This is a genomic window from Candidatus Poribacteria bacterium (genome assembly GCA_016866785.1).
In the GTDB taxonomy this organism is placed as follows: Bacteria; Poribacteria; WGA-4E.
In genome coordinates, this window is record VGLH01000216.1 from 1 (window position 1) to 3,559 (window position 3,559).

4 protein-coding genes are annotated in these 3,559 nt (G+C 66.1%); all 4 read left to right on the forward strand.

Annotated elements, in window-relative coordinates:
- The coding region (locus FJZ36_18370) for a bifunctional hexulose-6-phosphate synthase/ribonuclease regulator (GenBank protein MBM3216865.1) at positions 1–438 on the forward strand (438 nt) is incomplete at its 5' end.
- The gene (locus tag FJZ36_18375) at positions 423–1,355 is read left to right on the forward strand and encodes a 2-dehydropantoate 2-reductase (protein ID MBM3216866.1); all 933 of its coding nucleotides are present in this window, start codon (positions 423–425) and stop codon (positions 1,353–1,355) included. The genes FJZ36_18370 and FJZ36_18375, both read left to right, overlap by 16 nt.
- A 27-nt stretch (positions 1,356–1,382) precedes the next feature.
- Positions 1,383–2,657: a serine hydroxymethyltransferase gene (locus FJZ36_18380; protein ID MBM3216867.1), complete on the forward strand. Its 1,275-nt coding sequence runs from the start codon at positions 1,383–1,385 to the stop codon at positions 2,655–2,657.
- A 71-nt stretch (positions 2,658–2,728) separates the two neighbouring features.
- A partial coding sequence (locus tag FJZ36_18385; GenBank protein MBM3216868.1) for a bifunctional folylpolyglutamate synthase/dihydrofolate synthase occupies positions 2,729–3,559 on the forward strand: 831 nt, incomplete at its 3' end.

A 3,559-nucleotide genomic window follows, 5' to 3' on the forward strand; every position in this document is an offset into this window, starting at 1 on the left:
GACGTTGCCCGTCCCGGCGAAGCCGTCGTCGTCGAGGCAGGGGGCTTGCCCAGCGTCGTTTGGGGCGAGCTGGCGACGCACAGCGCCGTCACCCGGAAGCTCGCCGGCGTGGTGGTCGACGGCGGCGTGAGGGATGTCGCCGAGATTCGTCGCCTTCGCTTCCCGGCTTTCTCGCGGCACATCGCTCCCACGGCATGGGAGCCCAAAGGCTTGGGCGAGATCAACGTGCCGATACGGATCGGCGGCGTGAGGATCCATCCCGGCGATTGGGTCGTTGGCGACGATGACGGAGTGGTGGTCATCCCTGCCGCAGACGGGCTCGAAGTCGCCAATCGAGCGATGAGCGTGCTCGAGATGGAAAACCGGCTTCGCGCCGAGATCGACGCCGGAGGAACGCTCAGCGAACTGACCGAACTCGCGAAGTGGGAGAAGCATTGAGCTCCGTGGTCGTCGCCGGGCCCGGCGCGCTGGGACTCCTGTTCGCGTCTCGATTGGCTGACGCGGGCGTTCGCACCTGCTTGCTCGACTACCGCGACGACCGCGCCGCGCGCCTGACGCGAGACGGCATCACGCTCCGCTTCGAGGGCATCGAGCGCCGCCTGCGCGTGACGGCGACCGCAGACGGTCGCGCTGACGCCGTGCGCGGCGCGGACGTCGCCCTGATCTGCGTCAAGGCGCATGCGACCGAGAGCGCGGCTCGTTCTCTGCAGTGGTTCCCGGGCCCGGTGGCGACGATCCAAAACGGTCTCGACAACGTCGAGACGCTCGCCGAGGCGTTCGGTGATGAGCGAGTGCTGCCGGGCTCGACTTCCGAGGCGGCAACCCTCGTCGCAACCGGAAGCGTCCATCACACCGGCAGAGGCACGACGATCATCGGCAGTATGACGTCCGACGCGATGTCGTCCGCTCAGGCACTCTGCGACACGCTGAGCCTCGCCGGCTTCGATGCGCGCGTGACGCACGACTGGCGATCCGCGGTCTGGTCGAAGGCGCTGGTAAACGCGGCGATCAACCCGCTGACGGCGCTGCTGGGCGTCCGAAACGGCGTCATCGCCGACGATATCGACGCGGCGGCGGTCGCGCGGCGAATCAGCGCGGAATGCGAGGCAATCGCCCACGCGAGCGGCATCGACTCGATCTCCGACAGCGAGAACCGCGTGATCGACGTCTGCCAAGCCACGGCGCTCAATCGCTCGTCGATGCTCCAGGACCTGGAAGCCGGGCGGAAGACCGAGATCGACAGCATCAACGGCGTGCTCCTGCGCGAAGCCGAACGGCTCCTCTGCGATGCCGTGACGCTCCAGACGGTCACGAGCCTGATGCGCGCCAAGGAGCGGGCGGTTCTCGCCCAGTAACGCACGATTTCGACATCAAGAGAGGCGATGTCCTTGACGGATACGTTCCACCAGCCGCTGTCGAAAACCGATCCCGAGATCGCCGACGCGCTCGAAGCCGACCTGAAGCGCCAGCAGGACATGCTGGTGATGATCCCGTCCGAGAACTACGCGAGCCCGGCGGTTCTGGCTGCGCAGGGCAGCGTCTTGGCGAACAAGTACGCCGAGGGTTACCCTGGCAAGCGCTACTACAACGGTTGCGAGCAGATGGATGCGGTCGAATCGCTCGCCATTGAGCGCGCCAAGGCGCTGTTCGGAGCCGAACACGCCAACGTGCAGCCGCACTCCGGCTCCCAGGCGAACATCGCCGCGTTCCTCGCGCTGCTGGAGCCCGGCGACCGGGTGCTCGCCATGAAGCTCGACCACGGCGGTCACCTGAGCCACGGAATCCCGCAGAACATGGCGGGGAAGCTGTATGACGTGAGCTTCTACGGAGTGCAGCCGGACACCGGCAGAATCGACCTCGACCAGGTCCTCGACGCGGCAAGGCAGCACAAGCCGAAGCTGATTATCGTCGGGGGAAGCGCCTACCCCCGATCCATCGACTTCGCCCCCTGGCGCGAGATCGCCGACCGAGTCGGAGCCTACCTGCTCGCGGACGTCGCTCACGTCGCGGGCTTGATCGCGGGCGGCGTCCATCCGACCCCGGTTCCCTACGCCGACATCGTCTCGATGACAACGCACAAGACACTGCGCGGACCGCGCGGCGCCATCGTGCTGTGCCGAGCGGAACATGCCCAGGCAGTCGACCGCGCCGTGTTCCCGGGACTACAGGGCGGACCCTTCATGAACGCCATCGCCGCGCGCGCGGTCATGCTCAAGGAGGCGATGCAGCCGGAGTTCGCTGCATACTCCCGGAAGATCGTGGCGAATGCTCAGGCGCTTGCGTCTGCCCTGATCGCATCGGGGCACGAGCTCCTCACGGGAGGAACCGACAACCACCTGATGCTGGTCGACCTCAGCGACCGGAGCATCACCGGGCGCAAGGCAGCCAATCTGCTCGAAGAAGCCGGGATCATCGTGAACAAGAACACGATCCCGTTCGATCAGCGTTCGCCGGTGCAGACGAGCGGCATCCGTCCCGGCACGCCAGCGCTCACGACGCGCGGCATGGGAGCGACCGAGATGGAACGAATCGCGCGTCACATGGCACGCGTTCTGAGCAGCGATACGGACGAGGCGGAACGTGGGTCCATTCGAGCCGATGTCGCGTCGCTGTGTGCGGACTTTCCCATCTACCCGAGCTTCACGTACAGCGGATAGTCGAGTCATGCTGCGTCTGGATCGACGCGTTGGCGGAACCATGATGCCCCGCTGGACTGGGCACGCATGACGTGACCTATGACGAAGCTCGCGCGTTCATCGACTCCTTCCTGAACCTCGAGACGGTCTCCATCGACCGCTCGCGGCTGCGCACGCTCAACCTGGCGCGAATGTCGCGCGTGCTGAGCGCCGTCGGCGATCCGCACCAGCGCCTGCCGTTCGTTCACGTCGCCGGGACGAAGGGAAAGGGCTCCACCTGCGCGTTCATCGACTCCGCGTTGCGCCACGCCGGGTTCCGGGTCGGGCTCTACACGAGTCCGCACTTGGTTTCGCCGCGTGAGCGGATGCAAATCGACGGTCGATGGATCGGTGAGGACGAGTTCGCCGCGTTGGTCGGCGAACTCGCGTCGACGCTGGAGTCGCTCCGCACGACGCCCGACGGCGGCTTGACCTTCTTCGAGGTGTACACGACGATGGCGCTCGTCTGGTTCGCCGCTCAGGCGTGCGATATCGTCGTCCTTGAGGTCGGCATGGGAGGTAGGCTGGATGCTACGAACGTCGTCACTCCGGTCATGACCGTCATCACGCCCATCGGGCTTGACCACATGGAGGCGTTGGGCAATACTGTCGATAAGATTGCCCGCGAAAAGGCGGGCATCATCAAAACAGGCTGCCCACTGGTTCTAGCCTCGCAGCCCCACCTGGCGCGAGAGGCGATCCGTGCTGTCGCTGAGGAAAGGAACGCTCCGGTCCTTGAGGTCGGAGCGGACATCCAACTGAGACGTCACCGTTCCACGGGCGGGCGTGAGCGGTGCGACCTCGGCATCGGCGAAGTTCGCCTCGAAGGCGTGTCGTTGCGGCTCGTAGGCGCGCATCAGGTCGGCAACGCTGCCACGGCGCTT